Origin of the sequence: Cellulosimicrobium sp. NPDC057862, from assembly GCF_042797035.1 — a bacterium.
Lineage (GTDB): Bacteria > Actinomycetota > Actinomycetes > Actinomycetales > Cellulomonadaceae > Cellulosimicrobium.
Genome location: NZ_JBHVMH010000001.1, coordinates 480,232 through 501,883, shown reverse-complemented (window position 1 = coordinate 501,883; position 21,652 = coordinate 480,232). Strand labels below are relative to the sequence as shown.

Annotated in this window: 20 protein-coding genes and 1 riboswitch; of the genes, 6 read left to right on the top strand and 14 right to left on the bottom strand. The window is 74.7% G+C overall.

Annotated features, from left to right (window positions below; translation table 11 throughout):
• Nucleotides 1-71: 71 nt before the first annotated feature.
• Both metE and ACFVN3_RS02090 read right to left on the bottom strand, forming a co-directional pair.
• A complete protein-coding gene (gene metE / locus ACFVN3_RS02095; RefSeq protein WP_378230058.1) occupies nt 72-2,555 on the bottom strand; it encodes a 5-methyltetrahydropteroyltriglutamate--homocysteine S-methyltransferase in 2,484 nt (827 codons plus the stop codon).
• A gap of 32 nt (nt 2,556-2,587) precedes the next feature.
• Entirely contained in the window at nt 2,588-3,652 is a 1,065-nt protein-coding gene (locus tag ACFVN3_RS02090; RefSeq protein ID WP_378230056.1) for a methylenetetrahydrofolate reductase, read from the bottom strand.
• Nucleotides 3,653-3,746: 94 nt separating this feature from the next.
• Nucleotides 3,747-3,849: riboswitch (SAM riboswitch) on the bottom strand.
• Nucleotides 3,850-3,986: 137 nt separating this feature from the next.
• On the opposite strand from ACFVN3_RS02090, the gene ACFVN3_RS02085 reads away from it, so the two are divergent.
• Nucleotides 3,987-4,250 (top strand): hypothetical protein, encoded by a 264-nt coding sequence (locus ACFVN3_RS02085; protein ID WP_087470335.1) that lies wholly within the window; start codon nt 3,987-3,989, stop codon nt 4,248-4,250.
• 69 nt (nt 4,251-4,319) lie between these two features.
• On the opposite strand, the gene ACFVN3_RS02080 is transcribed toward ACFVN3_RS02085, so the two are convergent.
• The 4 genes from ACFVN3_RS02080 to ACFVN3_RS02065 form a co-directional block, all read right to left on the bottom strand.
• Nucleotides 4,320-5,843 carry a cation acetate symporter gene (locus ACFVN3_RS02080; protein WP_378230054.1) on the bottom strand — a complete coding sequence of 508 codons (1,524 nt, stop codon included), beginning with the start codon at nt 5,841-5,843 and terminating at the stop codon, nt 4,320-4,322.
• Entirely contained in the window at nt 5,840-6,286 is a 447-nt protein-coding gene (locus tag ACFVN3_RS02075; RefSeq protein ID WP_378230052.1) for a heavy metal transporter, read from the bottom strand. The genes ACFVN3_RS02080 and ACFVN3_RS02075 overlap by 4 nt, the downstream gene beginning before the upstream one ends.
• Nucleotides 6,287-6,399: 113 nt before the next feature.
• A complete protein-coding gene (locus tag ACFVN3_RS02070) occupies nt 6,400-7,197 on the bottom strand; it encodes a LytR/AlgR family response regulator transcription factor (RefSeq protein WP_378230318.1) in 798 nt (265 codons plus the stop codon).
• A 113-nt stretch (nt 7,198-7,310) separates the two neighbouring features.
• Nucleotides 7,311-8,504: a sensor histidine kinase gene (locus ACFVN3_RS02065; RefSeq protein ID WP_378230050.1), complete on the bottom strand. Its 1,194-nt coding sequence runs from the start codon at nt 8,502-8,504 to the stop codon at nt 7,311-7,313.
• 84 nt (nt 8,505-8,588) lie between these two features.
• On the opposite strand from ACFVN3_RS02065, the gene ACFVN3_RS02060 reads away from it, so the two are divergent.
• Nucleotides 8,589-9,554 (top strand): ABC transporter substrate-binding protein, encoded by a 966-nt coding sequence (locus tag ACFVN3_RS02060; protein WP_378230048.1) that lies wholly within the window; start codon nt 8,589-8,591, stop codon nt 9,552-9,554.
• A gap of 106 nt (nt 9,555-9,660) precedes the next feature.
• Nucleotides 9,661-10,479: a siderophore-interacting protein gene (locus ACFVN3_RS02055; protein ID WP_378230046.1), complete on the top strand. Its 819-nt coding sequence runs from the start codon at nt 9,661-9,663 to the stop codon at nt 10,477-10,479.
• A gap of 35 nt (nt 10,480-10,514) precedes the next feature.
• Here the strand turns inward: ACFVN3_RS02055 and ACFVN3_RS02050 are convergent, their stop codons facing one another.
• Genes ACFVN3_RS02050 through ACFVN3_RS02030 form a run of 5 tightly spaced genes read right to left on the bottom strand, consistent with a single transcriptional unit; the run spans nt 10,515 to nt 14,758 of the window.
• A complete protein-coding gene (locus tag ACFVN3_RS02050; protein ID WP_378230044.1) occupies nt 10,515-11,135 on the bottom strand; it encodes a hypothetical protein in 621 nt (206 codons plus the stop codon).
• Between the two features lie 34 nt (nt 11,136-11,169).
• On the bottom strand, nt 11,170-11,700 hold the full coding sequence (locus tag ACFVN3_RS02045) for a hypothetical protein (protein WP_378230042.1): 531 nt from the start codon (nt 11,698-11,700) through the stop codon (nt 11,170-11,172).
• Between the two features lie 5 nt (nt 11,701-11,705).
• A complete protein-coding gene (locus ACFVN3_RS02040) occupies nt 11,706-12,167 on the bottom strand; it encodes a hypothetical protein (RefSeq protein WP_378230040.1) in 462 nt (153 codons plus the stop codon).
• Between the two features lie 18 nt (nt 12,168-12,185).
• The gene (locus ACFVN3_RS02035) at nt 12,186-12,464 is read right to left on the bottom strand and encodes a YbdD/YjiX family protein (RefSeq protein WP_378230038.1); all 279 of its coding nucleotides are present in this window, start codon (nt 12,462-12,464) and stop codon (nt 12,186-12,188) included.
• Entirely contained in the window at nt 12,461-14,758 is a 2,298-nt protein-coding gene (locus ACFVN3_RS02030; protein WP_378230036.1) for a carbon starvation CstA family protein, read from the bottom strand. The genes ACFVN3_RS02035 and ACFVN3_RS02030 overlap by 4 nt, the downstream gene beginning before the upstream one ends.
• A 198-nt stretch (nt 14,759-14,956) precedes the next feature.
• Between ACFVN3_RS02030 and ACFVN3_RS02025 the strand changes: the two genes are divergently transcribed.
• The 3 genes from ACFVN3_RS02025 to ACFVN3_RS02015 all read left to right on the top strand — a co-directional run bounded on the left by ACFVN3_RS02025 (nt 14,957) and on the right by ACFVN3_RS02015 (nt 19,064).
• Nucleotides 14,957-17,701 (top strand): hypothetical protein, encoded by a 2,745-nt coding sequence (locus tag ACFVN3_RS02025; RefSeq protein WP_378230035.1) that lies wholly within the window; start codon nt 14,957-14,959, stop codon nt 17,699-17,701.
• Nucleotides 17,702-17,767: 66 nt separating this feature from the next.
• Nucleotides 17,768-18,466 carry a hypothetical protein gene (locus ACFVN3_RS02020; RefSeq protein WP_378230033.1) on the top strand — a complete coding sequence of 233 codons (699 nt, stop codon included), beginning with the start codon at nt 17,768-17,770 and terminating at the stop codon, nt 18,464-18,466.
• Nucleotides 18,467-18,509: 43 nt separating this feature from the next.
• Complete coding sequence (locus ACFVN3_RS02015) at nt 18,510-19,064, top strand: GNAT family N-acetyltransferase (RefSeq protein WP_378230031.1); 555 nt, start codon at nt 18,510-18,512, stop codon at nt 19,062-19,064.
• Here the strand turns inward: ACFVN3_RS02015 and ACFVN3_RS02010 are convergent.
• The 3 genes from ACFVN3_RS02010 to ACFVN3_RS02000 are packed head-to-tail and all read right to left on the bottom strand — an operon-like array spanning nt 19,022 to nt 21,581.
• Complete coding sequence (locus ACFVN3_RS02010; protein WP_378230029.1) at nt 19,022-19,654, bottom strand: TetR/AcrR family transcriptional regulator; 633 nt, start codon at nt 19,652-19,654, stop codon at nt 19,022-19,024. The genes ACFVN3_RS02015 and ACFVN3_RS02010 overlap by 43 nt on opposite strands.
• Nucleotides 19,655-19,656: 2 nt before the next feature.
• Nucleotides 19,657-20,250, bottom strand: coding sequence for a sugar O-acetyltransferase (locus tag ACFVN3_RS02005; protein WP_378230027.1), 594 nt, complete (start codon nt 20,248-20,250; stop codon nt 19,657-19,659).
• A complete protein-coding gene (locus ACFVN3_RS02000) occupies nt 20,247-21,581 on the bottom strand; it encodes an MFS transporter (RefSeq protein ID WP_378230025.1) in 1,335 nt (444 codons plus the stop codon). Before ACFVN3_RS02000 ends, ACFVN3_RS02005 begins: the two co-directional genes overlap by 4 nt.
• Nucleotides 21,582-21,652: the final 71 nt, after the last annotated feature.

Sequence of the window (21,652 nt, the reverse complement as noted above, 5' to 3'; positions counted from 1 at the left end):
CGAGGTAGTACTCCGGTCACGCGAGGTAGTACCGGGGTCAGGACCCCGGTACTACCTCGCGGACTGTGGCACTACTTCGCCAGGGTCGCGCGGACCGCCCTTGCTGCCGCGACGAGGTGCTCGAGCGACGGCACGGTCTCCTCGTAACGGCGGGTCTTGAGACCGCAGTCGGGGTTGACCCACACGACCGTCGGGTCGATCGACTTCACGGCGAGCTCCAGCAGCTCCGTGACCTCCTCCGTGGAGGGGACGCGCGGGCTGTGGATGTCGTAGACGCCCGGCCCGATGCCGCGCGCGTACCCGGCGTCGCGCAGCTCCGGCACGATCTCCATGCGCGAGCGCGCCGCCTCGACCGACGTCACGTCGGCGTCGAGACCGTCGATCGCGCCGATGACCTCGCCGAACTCCGAGTAGCACAGGTGCGTGTGGATCTGCGTCGCCGCCTCGACTCCTGACGTCGCGAGCCGGAACGACCCGACCGACCAGTCGAGGTACGCGGGCTGGTCGGCCTTGCGCAGCGGCAGGAGCTCGCGCAGCGCGGGCTCGTCGACCTGCACGATCCCGATGCCCGCGGCTTCCAGGTCCGCGATCTCGTCGCGCAGCGCGAGGCCCACCTGGTTCGCGGTGTCGCCGAGCGGCTGGTCGTCGCGCACGAACGACCACGCGAGGATCGTCACCGGCCCGGTGAGCATGCCCTTGACGGGCTTCTCGGTGAGCGACGCCGTGTACGACGACCACTCGACCGTGATGGGCTCCGGGCGCGTGACGTCGCCCCACAGGATCGGCGGGCGCACGCAGCGCGACCCGTACGACTGCACCCAGCCGTTCGCGGTGACCGCGAACCCGTCGAGGTGCTCCGCGAAGTACTGCACCATGTCGTTGCGCTCGGGCTCGCCGTGCACGAGCACGTCGAGGCCCAGCTCCTCCTGGAGCGCGACGACGCGCGCGATCTCCTCGCGCATCGCGACCGTGTAGTCCGCGTCGGAGAGGTCGCCCCTGGTCCACTGCGCGCGGGCGCGGCGGATCTCCGGCGTCTGCGGGAACGACCCGATGGTCGTCGTCGGCAGCGGCGGCAGGTCCAGGCGCTCCTGCTGCGCGGCCGCGCGCTCCGCGTAGTCGCCGCGGGCGAAGTCCGCGTCGGTCAGCGCGGCCGCGCGCTCGCGCACCGCGGGCACGACGACGCCGCTCGCCTCCGCGCGCGACGCCACCGCCGCGCGGGACGCCTCGATCTCCGTCGCGACGGCGTCGCGACCCTCGGTGAGCGCGCGGGCGAGCGTCGAGACCTCGCCGACCTTCTGGTCCGCGAACGCGAGCCAGTCGCGCAGGCGCGGGTCGAGCGTCGTGCCGGTCGCCGTGCCGGGCTCCGCGAACGTCTCGTCCTCGACGTCGTGCGGCACGTGCAGCAGCGACGTCGACGTGCCGACGGCGACTGCGCCGAGACCCGTCCCGGGCCGGTACGCCTCGACAAGGTCGAGCTTCGCGGCCAGGTCGGCCCGCCACACGTTGTGTCCGTCGATCACGCCGAGGACGAGGGTCTTCGCGTCGAGCCCGAGGGGCAGACCGTCGGGAAGGTCGGCCGCGACGCCGTCGAGCGCGATCGCCTCGACGGCGGTGCTCGCGAGCACCGCCAGGAAGTCGTGGTACGAGCCGTCGGGACCGGGCGATGTCTCGAGCCGGCCGTACGGGGCGGCGACGAGGATCGCGGGCCGCTGGCCCTGTGCCGAACCCGGGGTTGCGGCCGGGTTCGGCACCGAGTCCGGCGAAGACCCCGGGTTCGGCACGGATCGGAGATCCGTCGCGAGCGCGCGGTATGCCCTTTCGACCGCTTCGGTGAGCTCCTCGGCGTTCGCAGGGTCGGTGACGAGGATCGGCTCGTCGAGCTGCACCCACGGCGCGCCGGCCGCAGCGAGCGCGCGGAGCAGGTCGGCGTAGGCGGCGACGACGTCGTCGAGCCGGTCGAGCGGCGAGTAGCCCGCGGGGGCGTCGTCAGCCGCCTTGGAGAGCGCGAGGAACGTCACCGGCCCGACGACGACGGGCCGCGTCACGACGCCGGCCTCCTTCGCCTCGACGAACTCGCGCACGACGCGGTCGTCGACGAACCGGATCGGGGTGTCCGGGCCGATCTCGGGGACGAGGTAGTGATAGTTCGTGTCGAACCACTTGGTCATCTCGAGCGGGGCGTCGTCACCGTGACCGCGCGCCACGGTGAAGTAGCCCGCGAGGTCGAGGCGGCCCGCGTCGTCGGTGAGCGACGCGAACCGCGCCGGGACGGCCCCGAGGGAGGCGGCGACGTCGAGCACCTGGTCGTAGAAGGAGAACGAGCCGGGGACCGAGGCATCGTCGGCGCCGAGGCCGAGGTCCACGAGCCGACGCACGGTCGTGAGGCGCAGCTCGCGGGCCGTGGCCTCGAGCTCCTCGGCCGACGTCTTGCCGGCCCAGAACGCCTCGACGGCCTTCTTGAGCTCGCGGCGGCGCCCGATGCGCGGGTAGCCGAGCACGGTGCCGGCGGGGAAACCGACGTGATTCTGGGTAGGGGAGGGTACGGAAGTGGCCATGATCGAAACCTCTTGCTGGTCCGGAGGACCGGTCAGACGGGCGTGCCGTGCGTGGCGGCGCTCGTCGTGGGCAGGGAGGTGCCGGTGACCCACGGCCCGCTGGCCAGGTCCGGGACGAGCGGGGCGGCGGCAGCGCTGGCGCTGCCCCCGGTCCCGCGCGACCCGCCGCCGAGGTGGACACCCTCGAGCAGGTCAAGAGCGGCGCGGTGCTTGTTGAACGTGTACACGTGCAGACCGGGCGTGCCCGCGTCGAGGACGCGCTGCGCGAGGTCCACGGTGTACGCGATCCCGTAGGCGTGCTGCGCCTCCGGGTCGGGCAGGGCGTCGAGCGCGTCCAGCAGGTGCTGGGGCGCGCGCACGCCCGTGAGCTCCTCGACGCGGCGGAGCCGCGCGGGCTCCGTCGTGGGCAGCAGCCCCGCGAGGATGGGGATCGTCACGCCGGCCGCGCGGGCCTCGGCGACGAAGTCGGTGTACGACGACGCGTCGTAGAAGAGCTGCGTGATCGCGAAGCTCGCGCCGGCCTGCTGCTTCTGCCACAGGCGGCGCACCTCCTGGCTCCGCGTGGTGCCGGCGGCGGGGTTGCCGTCGCAGAACGTCGCGACGGCGATCGTCAGCGGGCGCGCGGCGCCACGCAGGGCGGCCGCCGGGTCGGACGCGCAGCGCGACGCCTCGACCTCGCGGAGCAGCGCGACGAGCTCGGTCGACGACCGCACGCCGTCGGGCGCGGGCTGCCAGTCCGGCTGGTCGCGCGGCGGGTCGCCCCGCAGCGCGAGGAAGCTCCGCACGCCCTCGTCGAGGAAGTCGTTGATGACCTCCTCGACGTCCTCGCGCGACGCACCGACGCACGTGAGGTGCGCGATCGGCAGCACGGGCGTGCCCTGGAGCAGACGACCGACGACCTGGCGCGCGGTCGCGCGGTCGGTGCCCGCCGCCCCGTACGTGACGGACACGAAGTCGGGGTGCGTCGCGACGAGGCGGCGCGCCGTCTCCCAGAACTTGGGCGCCGCGTCCGGGCGGCGCGGGGGCATGAGCTCGAACGAGACCGTCGGCCGTGCCGCCCCGCCGTGGGCCTGCCCGACGGCGTCGGCGACGCTCACGACGTCGCTCCGACCGCGGTGCGTGCGTGCGCGACCGCCGTCGGGCACGGGCTGCCCGGACGGTGCGCGAAGGATGCCTCTGAGACCATTAGTCGCTCCATCGACCCTGGCGTTAGCACCTTTGTCCTCGGGAGGCTTCCGTCGGCGGGTTGCTGCGGTGTCGTCGAGCCAGGACTCTCGACCGCTCTGGATGGTTGCCACGATCCTACGGCCCATCCGGCATGCGGTCGAGGGTGACCGCCAGATGAGATGTCCGGACGCACGGCTGATCTCGCCTGCCGCCCCCTAGGGTGAGTCGCGACTCTCTGACCGACGCCGAGCACAGGAGCCCGCCGTGTACGCCACCCCGACCCGCCCCATGACCCAGGACGAGCTCGACCGGATCTGCCGGGTGTGGGCCGACTGCGGCAGCGACGACCCCACCGACCGGTGGCTCGAGCTGTGGGACGGCGGCGACGCCGACGACCACCCGGAGCAGCGCGACGCGATCGTCGCCATCGCGCGGGAGGTCGGGCTGGAGGCCGCGGTCGAGGACGGCGTGCTCCGCGTGCAGAAGACGCAGCAGCTCCACGACGAGATCGGCGCGCGCTGGATCTGACCAGGTCAGGGCTCCTGCGCTACAGGTCTCACGCTTTCTACGCTACAGATTGCAGGCTTCACACCGTCGTCAACGGCGCCGGAGCTCCGGCACGTGCAGGCGCCGCAGGAACCGGTCGGTGCGCAGCGGCGGGCCGTGCCGGTCGAGCAGCGACACGACGACGACCGTCGCCGTCGCGAGCGGGATGGTCCAGGCCGCGGGCTGGGCGAGCAGGGCGCGCACGACGCCGGCGACGCCCTCCGCCGTCGTGCCCGACGTGCCGGCCCCGTACCCCGCGGCGACGAGCGCGGACGAGGCGAGCAGCGCCGTCGCGCACAGGACGGACCCCACGACCATCCCCGCCACGGCGCCGCGCGCGGTGAGGCCGCGCCACCACACGCCGAGCAGGATCACCGGCGACAGCGCGGAGGCGGCGAACACGAACACCGTCCCGACGCTCGTCACGAGGCCCTGCGGGATGGTGACGAGCGCGAACGCGAGCGGGATGAGCGTGCACGCGACCGCCGACCACCGGAACGACCGCACGGTCCCGCCGAACAGGTCCTGGCTCACGACGCCCGCGAGCGCCACGACCAGCCCCGACGACGTGCCGAGGAACGCCGCGAACGCGCCGGCGACGACGAGGGCCGCGAGCAGCTCGCCGCCGAGCCCGGGCACGAGGCGGGTCGGGAGCGTGAGGACGACGGTGTCGGCGACGCCGGGCGCCGCGAGGTCGGGCGCGACGACCCGGGCGACGAGCCCGAGCGTGCTGGACACCATGTAGAACACGCTGATCATCACGAGCACGACGACGGTCGTGCGGCGGGCCGAGCCGCCGTCGGGCGAGGTGTAGAAGCGCACGAGGACGTGCGGCAGGCCGGTCGTGCCGAGCAGCAGCGCGAGCAGGAGCGACACGGTCGCGTACGCGTCGAGGCCGCCGGGTCCGGCGTCGTGCGGGAAGACCGCCGCAGGGTCGAAGGTGACGGTGGCGCCACCCGGCTCGAACGCGCCGCCCAGCGCCATGAGCACGAACACGAGAGGTAGCGCGAGCGCCGTGAGCTTGACCCAGAACTGGAACGCCTGGACGAACGTGATGGAGCGCATGCCGCCTGCCGCGACGACCGCGCTCACGACGACCGCGATCCCCACCGACCCGACCCACGGCGGGACGGGCGCGATGCTCGTGATCACGAGCGCCGCGCCGTGGAGCTGCGGCACCACGTAGAGCCACCCGATGACGAGCACGAGGACGCTCGTGACGCGGCGCGCGACGACGGAGTCGAGGCGGGCGTGGACGAAGTCGGGGATCGTGTACGCGCCGCTGCGGCGCAGCGGGCCGGCGACGAACAGCAGGACGAGCAGGTAGCCCGCCGCGTACCCGACGGGGAACCAGAACGCCTCGGCGCCGGAGAGCAGCACGAGCCCCGAGAGGCCGAGGAACGTGCCCGCGGACAGGTACTCGCCGCTGATCGCCGACGCGTTCCACACCGGGCGCACCGTGCGCGACGCGACGAAGAAGTCGCTCGTGGTGCGCGAGATGCGCAGGCCGTAGAACCCGATGAGGCCGGTCGCGAGCAGCAGCAGCACGATCGCGACGAGGGGCAGCGCGCTCACGGGGCGTCCGCCTCGTGGGGGACTGCCTCGTCCGGGCCGGCCTCCGCGGGCCCGGACGATCCCTCGGCGAGGGCGCGGTACCGGCGCTCGTTGCGCGCCGCCGCGACGGCGAACACGACCGCGAACGCGACGATCACGGGGTAGAAGCCGTACGCGTGCACGAGCCAGGGGAGCGGGACGCCGAGGATCACCACGGCGTCCAGCGCGGGCACCGCGCTCATCGTCACCGTGAGCAGCGCGACGACGGCGAGGAACGAGACCACGCACGCGAGCCCGAGCCGGAGCTGCGCCCGGACGAGGCCGCGCGTGTAGTGGGCCACGTCGTCGTCCGGCTCGTCGGGGCGCCGCGGGGTGGTCGTGGACGTGCCCGACGGCGGTCCGCCCGCCGGGACGCCGGGCGCGGGTCCTGCGACGGGCAGGGGATCGGTCGACCGGACGCGCACGCGATCGGGTCGACGACCGCCGGATGCTGCACCCCGGGCCGGGGGTTGCACCTCGGGGTGCGGCTCTCGGTCGGGAGCGCGTCCGTCGCCGTACCGGGACGGGTCCGGGCCGGTCACGACGGTCCCCGGTGCGGGCCGAGCAGCGCCTCGCGCACCGCCGGGACCATGCGGCGGCTCACGGGGACCTCGTGGCCCGCGACGACGAGCGCGGGCTGCGCCCCGCCGAACCGCGCCGCGGTCACGGCGGCCCGGTCCACGAGGTACGACCGGTGGACGCGCAGGAACCCGGCCGAGGCCCACCGCTCCTCCAGGTCGGACAACGGCTCGCGCACGAGGAACTGCTCGGTGTCCGTCACGAGCCGCGAGTAGTCGCCCTGCGCCTGCACCCACCGCACCGCGCTGCGGCGGACGAGGCGCGTCGTCGTCCCGACCGTCACGACGAGCGTCTCGTCCTCCGGCACCTCGGGCCCCGCGCCGGACCCCACGGCCGGGGGAGCGGCGCTCGCGGGCGTCGACCCGGCGTCCGGCGCGGCCCCGCCGGCGCGGCCCGCGCGGTCCGCGACGCGCTCCACGACCCGGTCGACGGCGCGCGTCAGGCGCTCGCGGCGCACGGGCTTGAGCACGTAGTCGACCGCCTCGACGTCGAACGCCTCGAGCGCGCGGGCCTCGTCGGCGGTGACGAACACGACGGCGGGCCGGTCGGCGAAGCGCGAGAGCGCGCGGGCGAGGTCGAGGCCGGTCAGTCCGGGCATGTGGATGTCGAGGAACGCCGCGTCGACCGTGCGCGAGGAGAGCTCGCGTAGCGCTTCCGAGCCGGTCGCGACCCCGAGCACGGTCCGCACGCGCGGGTCGCGGCGCAGCAGGGCGACGAGCTCGTCGAGCACGGGGCGCTCGTCGTCGGCGACGAGCACGTCGAGCCCGACGCCGGCCGGGTCCTCCTCCGCCCCGGCGCCGGGGCTCGTCGGCGCGCTCGGCGAGGCAGACGTCCGCCCCCGGGCAGGGTCTGGTGTCGGGTCGGTACCGGTCACGGCACGCTCACCTCCGTCTCGTGCAGCGGCTGGGACCGCGGCACGCGCAGGCGCACGAGCGTGCCCGAGCCGGGCGCGGTCTCGATGTCGAGCGCGTGGTCGTCGCCGTAGAGCTGGCGCACACGCCGGTCGACGTTGCGCAGCCCCACGTGCTCGCTCCCGCGGGACGTGAGGAGCTCGCGCACGACGGCCGGGTCCATGCCGACGCCGTCGTCCTCGACGGTGATCTCCGTCTGGGTGCCCTCGTCGCGCGCGGTGATGACGATCGTCCCGCCGCGCTCCCGGGGCTCCAGGCCGTGCCGGACCGCGTTCTCGACGAGCGGCTGCACCGACAGGAACGGGATCACGGTCGTCAGCGACTCGGGTGCGATCTGGAGGGTCACGGCGAGGCGCTCGCCGAACCGGGCGCGCTCGAGCTCGACGTACGAGTGGATGGAGCGCAGCTCGTCCGCGAGGGTGGTGAAGTCGCCGCGGCCCCGGAACGAGTAGCGCGTGAAGTCGGCGAAGTCGAGCACGAGGTCGCGCGCCCGTTCCGGGTCGGTGCTGATGAACGACGCGATGGCGCCGAGCGCGTTGTAGACGAAGTGCGGGCTGATCTGGGCGCGCAGCGCGCGCAGCTCGGCCTGCGCGAGCGCGGTGCGCGACGCCTCCAGCTCGCCGAGCTCGAGCTGCGCGGAGCACCACTGCGCGACCTCGCCCGTCGCGCGCACGAGCGGGGGGCGGACCGTGCCGGCGAACGCGACGACGACGCCCGCGACGCGACCGCCCGCGACGACCGGGGCCCCGACGGCGTCCGCGACGTCGCCACCCTCGTGCCCGGTGGCCCCGCTCTCGACGTGCCGCCGACCGGTGGCGAGCACGCGCTCGGCGACCCGGCGCGCGTCGGGCTCGAGGGTCGTGCTGCCGTCGAGCGCGACCGCGCCCTCGGCGGTGACCACCGCGAGCGCGTCCGCGCCGAGGAGCTGGCGCAGCGAGCGGGCCGCACGGCCGACGTCGTCGCCGTCGAGCCCGCCCCGCAGGTGCGTCGCGGCGCGCGACGCGAGGTGGAGGGTGCGGAACGTGGCGCGGTCCGAGTCGCTCCCGAGCTCGCGCGACCCGCGCGCGAGCCGCCAGGCGAGCACGAGCCCGAGGGTGAGCAGCGCGCCCACGACGAGACCGGCGACGGCGCCGGCGAACACGGGCCCGGACATGCAGCGATCGTAACCAGCGTCACGTCGTCCCCCGCCCGGGCGGCAGATAAGGTGAGGCAAACCTACTCGTGGTGAAGGAACCCTGTGCCGATCTCCCGGACCGCCTCGTCCAGCCTCCGCGCGCGCCGCGGCGCCCTCGCGGGTGCGTTCGTGCTCGCCTCCGCCCTGCTCACCGCCTGCTCGTCGGGGCCGACGGAGCCCGCACCGACCGCGACGGTGGACGCCACCGCCGCGGGGTACGCCGTCGAGCACGCGCGCGGGACCGCCGAGCTCGCGGCGGCGCCGCAGCGCGTCGTGACGCTCGAGCCCGTGGAGACGGACACCGCGGTCGCCCTCGGCGTCGTCCCGGTCGGTGCCGCCGTGCTGAGCGTCGAGGCCGGCGTGCCGACGTACCTCGGCGAGGGCGCGCAGGCGATCGAGGTCGTGGGCACGGTGCCCGAGCCGAGCCTCGAGGCCATCGCCGCGCTCGAGCCGGACCTCATCCTCGGCACGGAGTCGCGCCACGCCGACCTCTACGACCAGCTCGCGGGCATCGCGCCGACCGTGTTCATGGCGACGCAGACCGACCCCTGGCAGGAGAACGTGCTGCTCGTGGGCCGCGCGCTCGGCCGCGAGGCCGATGCCCAGGCTCTGCTGGACGCCTACGACGAGCGGTGCGCCCAGCTCCAGGAGGACTACGACGTCTCCGGGACGGCGCAGCTCCTGCGCCCGCGCGACGGCATCGTGTCCGCCTACGGCCCGCGGTCGTTCGCGGGCAGCACGCTCGAGTGCGTCGGGTTCTCGACGCCGGCGCAGGACTGGGGCGAGGACATCTCGGTCGACCTGTCGCCCGAGCGCGTGACCGAGGCCGCCGCCGACCTGGTCCTCGTCTCGGCCGCCGACCCCGCCGACCCGGCCGCGGTCCCGGCCGAGATCCCGCTCAACGCGTCGTCGTTCCCCGACGTGCGCGTCGTCGACCAGTCGTACTGGATCAGCGGCGTCGGGCCGCTCGGTGGCCAGGCCGTGCTCGACGACGTCGAGCAGTTCCTCCAGGACCGTGCCGGGTCCTGACCGGCCGGTCGGGTCCTCGGCCTCGGTCGGGAGCACGGTCGGGAGCGGGGCGGGATGCCGGTTCCACCGGTCGCCCAACGTCCTCTTCCCGACGACGGTCGCGCGCGTGCACGACGTCGGCCCGCGCCTGGTGCGCGTGACGCTCGCCGGCCCGGACCTGGCGGGGTGCGCCGACGTCGGGCTCGACCAGCGCGTGAAGATCCTGCTCCCCGGGCCGGGGGCGGACGCGCTCGCGCGGCGGGCGGGGCTCGCGGCCGAGAGCGCGTGGCGGCGCGAGTGGTCCGCGCTCGGTGACGACGTGCGGCCGGTGATGCGCTCGTACACGCCCGTGGCCGTCCGTCCGCGGGACGCCGAGGTGGACCTCGACCTGTACCTGCACGAGCCCGCCGGACCCGCGAGCGCGTGGGCACGCCGCGCGGCGCCCGGGGACCGGGTGCTGCTCTCGGCGCCGCACGCGCGGTTCGGCGTGACCGACCACGGCACCCAGTGGGACCCGGGGCCCGACGTCGCGCACGTGCTGCTCGTCGGTGACGAGACCTCGGCGCCCGCGGTGCGCGGCATCCTCGCGAGCCTGCGTCCGGACGTGCGGGCGCACGTGCTCGTCGAGGCCGACGACCCGGCGGACGCACCGGTCGCCGACGTACCCGGGACCGTGCGCGTCGAGCACGTGCCCCGGCATCGCCGTGGGTGCGAGCGGGCCGTGCTGGGCGCGGTCCGGGACTGGGCCGCGGAGCACGGCCGGTCCGCTGCCGACGCGGGCACCGGCTTCTACGCGTGGTGCGCGACGGAGAGCGCCGCCGTCGCGCGGGTCCGCGCCGAGCTCGTGGCGGCGGGGATCGAGAGGTCGCGCGTGCACGCGCAGGGGTACTGGCACGACCGGACCGGGCGTCGGCCGGGGCCGGACGGCGGCGCGGCGCGGCCCTGAGGACCCGCGTGCCACCGGGCCCGCCCTCGCGGGGTTCAGACGAGGAGCGCGACCAGGACGACGAACAGCACCACGAGGACGAGGAGCGTGCCGAGCCCGACCAGCAGGCCGAGGGCTACCGGGTGCGCCTGCGGCCAGGGCACGAGCCGCCGGTCGAACGCGCGGAGCTGGGCCGGCGTGACCGGCTGGTGCCAGGGCGTGAGCGGGACGCCGCGGCGCGCGAGGTCGAGCGCGACGGTCGAGAGCTGGTCGCGGTCCCACATCTGCCCGACGAGCAGGAGCAGCCGCTTCGTCGGGGCGACGACGATGAGGTGGTGCGTCGCCCCGGCCATCCCGAACGCCATGCGGTCCACCGTGACGACGCGGTCGACGTCCGCGACCGTGAACCGCTTCGTCCGGCCCCAGCCGTGCACCGTGTACGTCCCGTCGCCCAGGACGATGCGCGCACGGTCGACCATGCGCCGCCCGATCGCGTACGTCAGCGGGATCATGGACAGCGCGAAGACGAGGAACCCGACGGCGAGCGCCAGGCTTCCGCCCGTGATCGCCGCGGGGAGCTGGGCGAGACCCACGAGCGGCGCGAGGATCGAGATCAGCGTCAGGTTGGAGCGCAGCACCTGACGCTTCGCGGCGTCGCTCATGGCCAGCTCGATCACGGGCGGGACCGTCTCACGTCCGGTCGTCGTCGCGTCAGCCACGGCGGAAGAGCTTTCGCCCGGTGGCCGGGTGGAGGGGCGACCCGGCCGGGATCTCGACGGCGTTCGCCCAGACCGGGACGTCGTCCGGGCGCAGCGCCCCGGCTCGGACGGCGCGGTCGCACAGGCCGCGCGCGACGGCGCCGAGGCTCTCGCGGCAGGAGAAGGCTCCGTCGACGAGGGACAGGGCGACGGCCGTGGCGGGCGCCTGACCCGGTCCCTGGTCGAGCGACCCGACCGTCGCGACGGCCCGGCCGTGCGAGACGAACGCCGTCGCGCGCGGGGTGACCCACCGCAGCACGTCGAGGTCGTCGAGGAGGAAGGCGCGACCGGCGCCCCCGATCTCCCACAGCGCCGCCCCGGCCTGATGGGCGGCGTCCGAGGCGCGGCGCTTCCAGCGCTGGGAGCCGAACGCCTCCTCGACCCATCCGGCCGCGGTCGACGGGTCGGTGGCGAGCACGACCGAGACGGTGGGGATCTGGCCCCGCGGCGGGTCGAGCGTGACGGGGACGGGAGGGCGAGCCACGCCCGTCACCGTAGCCGGTCCGGGCCGGGAGTCTCGCCGAGGCCGGAGAGCGTCGGGAGCAGGACGTCGTGACCGGCCCGTGCGGCCCCGGGGAGCCAGGCGGCGAAGACGGCCCCGAACGCGAGCGGGAGGAGCGCCACGCACCACGCGACCCCGCTCTGGTAGACGGCGCCGAGCGTCGCGAGCCCACCGGCCGCGGCGAGCCAGATCGCGACCAGGAGGAGGTCGAGCCCGCTCGGCGCGACCGCCCCGCGCACCCGGACGCCGTCGGGCTCCTGGGTGAGACGGGCCCGCAGCACGCTGTGACCGCTCGCGTGCGCGCCGCTGGCCCAGCGCCGCGCGACCAGCACCTCGCCCCGCACGCGGACCCGGACCTCCTGCCCGCGGCGGGGCAGCTCCGCGGCGCGGCGCCGGACGTCGGCGGTCGAGACGCGCGGCAGGAGCAGGTCGAGGGGGACGCGGAGCACGGCGCCGAGCCTAGGGCGTCAGCAGCAGCGCGATCCCGGGTTGGCGTCCTGCTCGGCGTGGCGCATGCGCCAGAACTCGCGCTCGGTCATCACGACCCCGCCGGGGTGCACCGCGCGCTGGTGCGCGGCGTAGGTCGCGTACGCGTCGTCACCCATGACCTGCCGCACGTACCACCGCACCGCGGCGACGCCGTCGCGCACCCGACGCGCGACGGCGGACGTGCGGCCGCGGGGCCCCGCCACGACGGTCGCGCGGACCGTCGTGGCGGGACCCTGAGGGCCCTGCCGCACCGTCACCGGTGCCCCGTCGCGGCAGGACGCTTCTCGGGCGGCAGCGCCGCCCACTCCTTCTCGATCTCCTTCTCGGCCTTCGTCGCGAGCACGTCGGCCGGGGCGAAGCGGCGCGACGCCACGGGCGGGTCCTCGTGGTTCGTGCCGCCGCCGTCGCGCAGCGCCTTCGCGGTCACGAGGACCGAGGCGACGATGACGACGATCGCGAGCACGACGAACACGATCGACAGCGTGCCCTGGACGAACGTGTTGCGGACGACCGCCTCCATGGCCTCGACCGAGCCGGCCGTGCCGAACGACGTCTCGCCGGCCGCGAGAGCGTCCTTGAACGCGTTGTGGTTGGCCCAGTACCCGACCGCGGGGACGGGCGAGAAGATCTTCTCGATCGACGCCCAGATCGTGATGACCGCGGTGAACGCGAGCGGCGCCGCGACGATCCACAGCCAGCGCTGGTAGCTGCGCCCGCGCTTGGCGACGATCGCCAGCACGACGGCGAGCGCGATGGCCGCGAGGAGCTGGTTCGCGATGCCGAACAGCGGGAAGAACGTGTTGATGCCGCCGAGCGGGTCGGTCACACCGAGGTAGAGGATCGACCCCCACCCGGCGACCATGATCGCGGTGCACAACCACACGCCGGGTCGCCACGTCACGTCCCGGAACTTGGGCGCCACGTTGCCGATCGTGTCCTGGAGCATGAAGCGCGCGACGCGCGTGCCGGCGTCGACGGCGGTGAGGATGAACAGCGCCTCGAACATGATCGCGAAGTGGTACCAGAAGCCCATCATCGCGGTGCCGCCCACGAGCTGCTGCATGATGTGCGCGAGGCCCAGGGCGAGCGTCGGGGCGCCGCCCGTGCGGGACACGATCGACGGCTCACCGACGGCCTCGGCCGTGGACGTGAGCATGTCCGGCGTGAGGTTGACCCCCATGAGGCCGAGCCCGTTGACGAAGGCGACCGCGCCCTCGACCGTGCCGCCCGTGGCGGCCGCGGACGAGTTCATCGCGAAGTAGATGCCGCGGTCGATCGAGATCGCGGCGACGAGCGCCATGATCGCGACGAACGACTCCATGAGCATGCCGCCGTAGCCGATGAAGCGCGTCTGGCGCTCCTTCTCGACGAGCTTGGGCGTGGTGCCCGACGCGATGAGCGCGTGGAACCCGGACAACGCGCCGCACGCGATGGTGACGAAGAGGAACGGGAAGAGCGCGCCGGACACGACCGGGCCCGTCTCGCCGCTCGCGAACTCGCTGATCGCGGGCACCGTGATCTCGGGCCGGACGACGATCACCGCGACGGCGAGGACGACGATGACGCCGACCTTCATGAACGTCGACAGGTAGTCGCGCGGGGCGAGCAGGAGCCACACGGGCAGGACGGCGGCGACGAAGCCGTAGACGATCACGCCGACCGCGATGGTCGTGCGGTCGAGGTGGAACAGCTCGGCGCCCCACGACGTGTCCGCGATCCAGCCGCCCGCGACGATCGCGGCCAGGAGCAGGACGAACCCGATGACCGAGACCTCGGTGATCTTCCCCGGACGGATGTAGCGCAGGTAGACGCCCATGAAGAGCGCGATCGGGATCGTCATCGAGACGGAGAAGACGCCCCACGGGCTCTCGCCGAGCGCGTTGACGACGACCAGCGCGAGGATCGCGACGATGATGATCATGATGAGCAGCGACGCGACGATCGCGGCGGTGCCGCCCACGCGCCCGAGCTCCTGGCGCGCCATCTGGCCGATGGTCCGCCCGCCGCGACGCATGGAGAAGAACAGGACGAGGTAGTCCTGGACGGCGCCCGCGAGCACGACGCCCACGATGATCCAGATCGTGCCGGGCAGGTAGCCCATCTGCGCGGCGAGCACCGGGCCGACGAGCGGGCCCGCGCCGGCGATCGCGGCGAAGTGGTGGCCGAACAGCACGCGGCGGTCGGTCGGGACGTAGTCCTTGCCGTCCTCGCGCACCTCGGCCGGGGTGGCACGGCGGTCGTCGGGGCGCGTGATGTAGCGCTCGATGACCTTCGAGTAGAAGCGGTACCCGATGAGGTAGGTGCAGACGGCCGCGAACACGAACCAGATCGCGTTGACGGTCTCGCCGCGGACGACCGCGAGCATGACCCAGGCGATGCCGCCGAGCAGCGAGATCGCGGCCCACAGGGCGATCTTCTGCGGCGTCCAGCGGGTCCGGGTCTCCGCTCCGGGGACGGAGTCGGGCACTGCGGTGGGGGGCAGCGACGGGTCCGGCACGATCTCCGGCTCGTCGGGGGCGGCGTTCCGCGCCGCGCGGGTGTCTGTCGTCATCGAGCCTCTCCAGGGTCGCGTCGTTGCGTCCGACCACGGAAGGCTAGGGAGCCCGCGAGGGGGTGATCCAGGTCACGTCGACCGGCGGTCGAGGTGTGCGACGAACGGTGGCCCGCGTGCGACGAACGGCGGTCGCCGCGCGCCCCCACGAGCCGGGCGATACGTTCGATCCGTCCCCAGCCGGAGGTGCCCGTACCGATGCCGTCCCCCTCGTCACCCCGCACGTCGCTGCGCATGTCGAGGTCCGCCGCGGCGCTCGCGGCGGTCGTCGCGCTCGTGCTCGCCCTCGGCACTCTGCTCGCGCTCGCCGCGGTCGGCGCCCTGCCTGCCTCCGCGCAGGTCGAGACCGGGCGGCTCTCGCTCTTCAAGCGCATCGAGAACCTCGACACCGGCTCGTCGGAGGGGCGGCGCGAGCTGTGGACGATGCACGCGCGCAACGTCGAGACCGGTGCGGTCATCGAGGGTGACGGGCTCAACGGCGTCCAGTCGCTCGAGGTCCCGGCGGGCACGTACCGGATCTGGGAGACGGGCGGCGTCGCGGGCTTCCGGTTCCAGAACTGGAACTGCGGCGGGGAGGACATCCTCGACCCCACGCCCGACGTCGTCGTGCCGCCCGGCGGCACGCTCACGTGCACGGTGGACAACGAGGCGATCTCCCCGACGCTCACGCTCGTCAAGGCGGTGGTCGGGGGCACGGCGTCGCCCGAGGACTGGACGCTGCGCGCGCAGGGGCCGTCGTCGATCGCCGGGCCGTCCGGGTCCGACGCGGTGACGGACCAGGCCGTCCGCATCGGGCAGTACACCCTCTCCGAGGAGGGCGGGCCGGCCGGCTACCGCGACGACGGCTGGGTGTGCGAGGGCGCGGAGGTCGTCGGCAGCACCGTGACGATCGACCTCGCCGACTCGGTGACGTGCGTCGTCACCAACGTCGCGCCGGTGGTGCCGACCGTGCCGACCCTGACGCTCGTCAAGGAGGTCGTCGGCGGACCGGCCGCGGCCGGGGACTGGACGCTCACGGCGGAGAACGGCACGACGACCGTCACCGGGACCACGGGGGACGCGGCGGTCACCGCGGCCGAGGTGAGCCCCGGGAGGTACACCCTCTCCGAGGACGGCCCGGCCGGGTACGACGGCGCGTGGTCGTGCACGGGTGCGACGTCCGGCGACGGCTCGGACGGTGCCGTGACCGTCGCGGAGGGCGACGACGTCGTCTGCACGGCCACGAACACGTGGACCGGCGGCACCCTCACCCTCGTCAAGGAGCTCGCGGGCGAGACCTTCGCCCGCCCCGTCGACTGGACGCTCAGCGCGACGGGGTCCGACGCCGAGGTCGTGGGCCGCTCCGGGACCGCGGCGGTCACGGACGTGCTGGTGCCCGCGGGCGACTACACGCTCGCGGAGGACGGCTGGTCGGGGTTCACCGCCGGGGACTGGGCGTGCGACGGCGGCGCGGTGGCCGGCGCCGTCGTGACGGTCGGCCCGGGCGCGGACGTCACGTGCACGATCGTCAACACCCCGCTGCCGTCGCGGCTCACGCTCGTCAAGGTGGTCGACGGCGGCCCCGCGGCCCCGGCGGAGTGGACGCTGTCCGCGACCGGGCCGCAGGCCGACGGGACGACGGGGACGATCTCCGGAGCCTCGGGCAGCGCGGCGGTGAGCCACGTCGACGTCGGCGAGGGGCTCCACACGCTCGCCGAGTCCGGCGGGCCCGAGGGGTACGAGCCGGGGGACTGGGTCTGCGTGGGCGGGGTGCAGCTCGGCGCGAGCGTGCTCGTCGGGCCGGACGACGACGTCGTCTGCACCGTGACCAACTCGTACGTCGGGTCGATGCTGACCCTCGTGAAGGTCGTCGTCGGCGGGTCGGGCGACCCGGAGGCCTGGACCCTCACGGCGACCGACGCAGGCGGGCAGACCGTCGCGAGCGGGCCGGTGGGGAGCGCGGAGGTCACCGCGGTGCCGCTCCCGCCCGGGGCGTACGACCTGGCGGAGTCCGGTGGCTACGGCGGCTACGACGCCGAGGGCTGGACGTGCGACGCCGGGACGCTCGAGGGCGCGACGGTGACCCTCGGCCCGGGCGACGAGGCGACGTGCGTGGTGACGAACCGCGCCCGCCTGCCCCACCTCACGCTCGTCAAGGAGCTCGACGACCGTGGCTACACGGGCGACGCCGTCGCGACCGACTGGACCCTGACCGCGACGGGCGAGGGGCGCGAGATCGCGGGCGTCACCGGCTCGGCCGACGTCTCGCACGTCGGCGTCGGACCAGGGCGCTACGTCCTGGATGAGTCCGGCGGCCCGGACGGGTGGACCGCGCTCCGGTGGGTGTGCGACGACGCGCGCGTCGTCCAGACGCCCGGACCGGGGGGCACGCTCGTGTCGACGGTCGTCGTCGAGGCGGGTGACGACGTGACGTGCACGGTCACCAACCACTGGCTCGCCGGCACGCTGACGCTCCACAAGGAGGTGGTCGACGACGCCGCGCCCGCGGACGACTGGCAGCTCACCGCCGCGGGGCCGACGGCGATCTCCGGCTTCGACGGCAGCGAGGACGTCACGCTCGTCCCGGTGGCCGCCGGGACGTACGACCTCACCGAGTCGGGCAGCGACTGGGACTACACCCAGGAGGAGTGGGTGTGCGACGGCGGCACGCTCGTCGACGTGGACACCGTGCGGGTCGACGACGCCGCGGACGTCGAGTGCACCGTCGTGAACACGGTCCTCGACCCGCCGAACCCCACCCCGACCCCGACCGACCCGACGGCGCCGCCCACCGACGGGCCGACGTCGGACGCCCCGGAGCCGGACGGCACGTCGACCCCGGGAGCGACGCCCGGCGACGACCTCGCCGCGACCGGGACCGACGTCGTCGTGCTGCTCGCGGCGGCCCTCGTGGCGCTCGTCGTGGGCGGGACGCTGCTCGGGGTCCGGCGCCGGCGCGGCTGACCGGGGACGCCGCAGCCTGCCGCGGCTCGCCGCGCGGCGCCTGCCCTGCCGGGCTACTGTCCTGCCGTGGCCGACGAGGGCGAGCGGGTCGAGCAGTCCGGGCAGGTCGAGCGGACCGAGCCGGGCGAGCCGGAGCAGCACGGCGAGCACGCGGGGCGGTCGTGGCGCGAGACCGTGACCGTGGTGCTGCTCGCCGTGACGGCCGTCCTCACGGCGTGGAGCGGGTTCGAGGCGAGCAAGTGGGGCGGCGAGATGTCGATCGCCTTCTCGCGCGCGTCGACGCAGCGCATCGAGGCGTCCACGGACCGGGCGCACGCCGACACCGCCCGGTCGATCGACCTCCAGGTGTTCAGCCTGTGGCTCGAGGCGTACGCGACCGGGGACACGGAGCTCGAGGAGTTCACGCGCGCGCGCTTCACGCCCCACTTCCAGCCCGCGTTCGACGAGTGGCTCGCGTCGCGCCCCCTGCAGAACCCCGACGCCGCCCCGAGCCCGTTCGCGCTCGACGCCTACGTCCCGCCGGGCGCGGTCGAGGCGGTCGAGGCCGACGAGCGGGCCGACGCCCTCTTCGCGCAGGCGCTCGTCAACAACCAGCGGGGCGACAACTACACGCTGACGACCGTGCTCTTCGCGCTCGTCCTGTTCTTCGGCGCGTTCGCGGGCCGGTTCCGCTCGGAGCGCGCCTCCTGGGCCATGGTCGGCCTCGCGTGCGTGGTCCTCGTGGTCGGCATCGTCTTCCTGGCGACCTTTCCCAAGATCGTCTGACGCCGCGGTCCACAGACACCCGTGGGCCTCGTAGCCTGGGGCGATGCAGACCTTGACGACGCCTCGGCTCACCCTCCGCCCGTGGCAGCCCGACGACGCCGACGCCATCCTCGACATCTACTCGCGCTGGGACGTCATGCGGTACATCGGCGTGACGCCGCGCGTCCTGGAGCACCGCGACGAGGCGCTGGAGCGGGTCGAGCGGTGGGCCGCCGCCGACGACGGCACGCACGGGGTGTGGGCCGTCGTCCCGCGCGCGGGCGAGGGCACGGGCCTTCCCGACGCCGCGCCCGTGGGGACCATCCTGCTCAAGCCCATCCCGGCGTCGGGCACGGGCGACCCGCTGCAGCCGTCGGGCGACACGGAGATCGGGTGGCACTTCCACCCCGACGTGTGGGGCCGGGGGTACGCGACGGAGGCGGCGGCCGCGGTGCTCGCGCACGCGTTCGAGCGCGGGCTCGACCGTGTCGTCGCCGTGACGCACGCCGACAACGCGGCGTCCCAGGCGGTGTGCCGGCGGATCGGCATGACCCACCGCGGCACGACGGACGCTTACTACGACACGACGTGCGAGCTGTTCGACGTGTCCGCGCCCTGACGGGAGCGCCCGTCAGGCACCCGCGCGAGACGCCGGACCGCGCCGAGGACGTCGACGTCGTCGTGCGGCTCGGTGTCGAGCGCGCGGTGGATGGTCATGCCCTCGATGAACGCGTCGAGCACACGGCACGTCGCGGGGTCGAAGTGGAGCCCGAGCGCGTCGCGGCTGCGGCGCATCCAGTCGTTCGTGAGCGTCCGGTAGGCCGGGTCTCGCGCCGCGAGCGTGTAGAGCTCGTGCGAGAGGACGAGGTCGCGCTGGGTCGCGAACACGTCGTGCGTGATGAGCGTCGTGACCGCCTGCACGGCCTCCTCGGGCGTGCGGGCGTCGCTCATGCGGCGCTCGAACTGGGCCGCGGCGTCGCGCGTGAACCGGCCGAACGCCTCGCGCAGCAGCTCGTCCATCCCGGCGAAGTGGTACGTCATCGACCCGAGCGGGACGTCGGCCGCGGCCGCCACGCGCCGGTGCGACGTGCCCGCGACGCCGTGCTCGGCGACGACGTCGAGGCACGCGTCGATGATGCGGTCGCGCCGCTCGGGGTCGTGGCGGCGGGCGCGGGGCGTCGGGTCGGTCGGGGCCGCGGAGGCGCTCATGCTCAGATGTTCTCGCGGATCACCCGGGCCGGGTTGCCCACCGCCACGACGTTCGCGGGCAGGTCGCGCGTCACGACGGAGCCCGCGCCCACCACGGTGTTGTCGCCGATCGTCACGCCCGGGCACACGATCACGCCGCCGCCGAGCCACACGTTGTCGCCGAGCGTGATGGGCTCGGCCGCCTCGAGCTTGTCGCGCCGGGGCTGCGGGTCGACCGGGTGGGTCGGGGTGAGGAGCTGGACGTTCGGCCCGAGGAGGCAGTCGTCGCCGATCGTGATCGCCGCGACGTCGAGCGCGGTGAGCCCGGAGTTGACGAACGTCCGGTCGCCGAGGTGCACGTTGCTGCCGAAGTCGACCGCGAGCGGCGGCTTGACCCACGACCCCTCGCCGAGCGACCCGAGCAGGTCCGCGAGGATCTCGCGGGCGCGCGTGTCGTCGCCGTCGTCGTCGAGGACGGCGCGGTGGAACGCGTCGACGAGGCGCATGCCCCGGTGGACGCCGCGCGCGATCTCCGGGTCGTCGGCGATGTACAGGTCGCCCGCGGCCATGCGCTCGTAGCTCGTGCGGTCGTCGCCGGCGAAGTAGTCGGTCGTCATGCGGTGGCCTCCTCGGGGGCGGGGGTCGTGCGGTGGTCGGGGTCATCATGCCGGTCGGCGGTGTCCGTCCGGCCCGCCGGTCGGCGCGGGGCGAGCACGCCGGCCAGGAGCACGACGACGACGCCCGCGAGCGGCAGGACGAGCAGCCCGGTGCGCAGGCTCGTGGCGTCGGCGACGAGCCCGACGATCGGCGGGGACAGGAGGAACCCGAGCCGCATGAGCCACGAGACGAGCGTGAGGCCGGTCCCCGCGCGCAGTCCCGGGAGCTCGTCGGCCTGCTGCATCGCGGCCGGGACGAGGGTCGCGACGCCGAACCCGGCCGCGGCGAACCCGGCGATGGTGCCGGGGACGGACGGGAACGCGAGCGCGAGCCCGGTGCCGAGCAGCACGAGCGCGCCACCGGTCCGGGCGACGGCGCGCTGCCCGAACCGGTCGACGAGCCGGTCGCCGACGAGGCGCCCGACGAACTGGGCGCCGACGAGCGCGACGAACCCCGCGGCGGCGATCGTCGCGGGAGCGCCGAGCGACCCCGAGAGGTAGACGGCTGCCCACGTGCTGCCCGCGTCCTCGACGAGGGTCCCCGCGACGGCGACCAGGACGAGGGCGGCGAGCACGGCGACGGTGCGCGCGCGGGACGTGCGCGCCAGGGCCGCGTCGGTACCGGCGCCCGAGAGGTCCGTGCCCGCCGGGGTGCCGGGCGAGGCGCTCGCCTCGGCCGCGGACGCGGCGGCGTCGGTCACCTCGCCGTCCAGGCCGGGCAGGCACGAGCGCAGGGCGACGAGCGCGACGACGGAGAACAGCGCGCCCGTGATCGCGAGGTGCACGCCGAGCGGCAGGTCGAGCGCGATCGCGGCGGCGGCCATGCCGCCGCCGACCACGGCGCCGACCGACCACAGCGCGTGGAACCCGTTGATGATCGATCGGCCGTAGCGGCGCTGCACCCTCAGGCCGTGCGCGTTCTGCGCGACGTCGGTGAACGCGTCCATCGCGCCCGCCGCGAACAGTGCGACGACGAGCAGCGGCAGCGCGGGCGCGAGGCCCGCGAGCAGCAGCCCGGCCGCGGTGAGCACGGTGCCGGCGACCGCCACGCGCGCCGACCCGAACCGGCGCACGAGCGCCGCCGCGGCGAGCCCCGCGGTGATGGCGCCCGCGGGGAAGGCGGCGACGGCGAGCCCGTACGTGGCGTTGCCGAGGTCGAGCCCGGCCTTGATCTCGGGGTAGCGCGGCACGAGGTTCGCGAACAGCGCGCCGTTGGTGAGGAACAGCGCGGCGACGGCGACCCGGGCGCGACGGACGTCGGGAGCGGGTCGCGCGAGCACGGTGGACGACATGCGTACGATCGTACACACGATGTGTACGCGCGTACACATCGGCCCCCTGTCCTCCCGGGCACCGCGCCCCC

Bases quoted from the DNA above. Each gene is read 5' to 3' on its own strand.
- metE (WP_378230058.1), bottom strand. From the start codon at position 2,555: ATGGCCACTTCCGTACCCTCCCCTACCCAGAATCACGTCGGTTTCCCC.
- ACFVN3_RS02065 (WP_378230050.1), bottom strand. From the start codon at position 8,504: ATGTCCGGGCCCGTGTTCGCCGGCGCCGTCGCCGGTCTCGTCGTGGGC.
- ACFVN3_RS02030 (WP_378230036.1), bottom strand. From the start codon at position 14,758: ATGACGACAGACACCCGCGCGGCGCGGAACGCCGCCCCCGACGAGCCG.
- ACFVN3_RS02025 (WP_378230035.1), top strand. From the start codon at position 14,957: ATGCCGTCCCCCTCGTCACCCCGCACGTCGCTGCGCATGTCGAGGTCC.
- ACFVN3_RS02015 (WP_378230031.1), top strand. From the start codon at position 18,510: ATGCAGACCTTGACGACGCCTCGGCTCACCCTCCGCCCGTGGCAGCCC.
- ACFVN3_RS02010 (WP_378230029.1), bottom strand. From the start codon at position 19,654: ATGAGCGCCTCCGCGGCCCCGACCGACCCGACGCCCCGCGCCCGCCGC.
- ACFVN3_RS02005 (WP_378230027.1), bottom strand. From the start codon at position 20,250: ATGACGACCGACTACTTCGCCGGCGACGACCGCACGAGCTACGAGCGC.
- ACFVN3_RS02000 (WP_378230025.1), bottom strand. From the start codon at position 21,581: ATGTCGTCCACCGTGCTCGCGCGACCCGCTCCCGACGTCCGTCGCGCC.